The sequence below is a fragment of the Streptococcus sp. HMSC074B11 genome, from assembly GCF_001808705.1.
Classification (GTDB): Bacteria; Bacillota; Bacilli; order Lactobacillales; family Streptococcaceae; genus Streptococcus.
The window spans coordinates 1-212 of sequence record NZ_KV794256.1 but is presented as its reverse complement, the minus strand read 5'-3'; the positions used below and the strand labels follow the sequence as shown (position 1 = coordinate 212).

Here is a 212-nt window from a genome sequence, read left to right as displayed (position 1 = left end):
AGCTGAAGAAGTTAAGAAAGCTAACCCAACCGTAACAGATGTTAAAGTTGGTGAAGATGGTACAACAACAGTCACTTACCCAGGTGGAACTACAGCAGTTATTCCAGCAGAAAAAACTGTTAAGAAATCAGCTGATAAGGAACTTAACGACCCAGCAGTAACACCAGTTACAGATCCAAGCGACTTGACTGATGCAGAGAAAACTAAGGTAG

1 protein-coding gene is annotated in these 212 nt (G+C 41.5%); it reads left to right on the top strand.

Going from position 1 to position 212, the window contains the following annotated elements:
• Positions 1–212: MiiA motif-containing surface protein (locus HMPREF2619_RS11340; RefSeq protein ID WP_186821481.1), on the top strand; the 212-nt coding region annotated here is incomplete at both ends.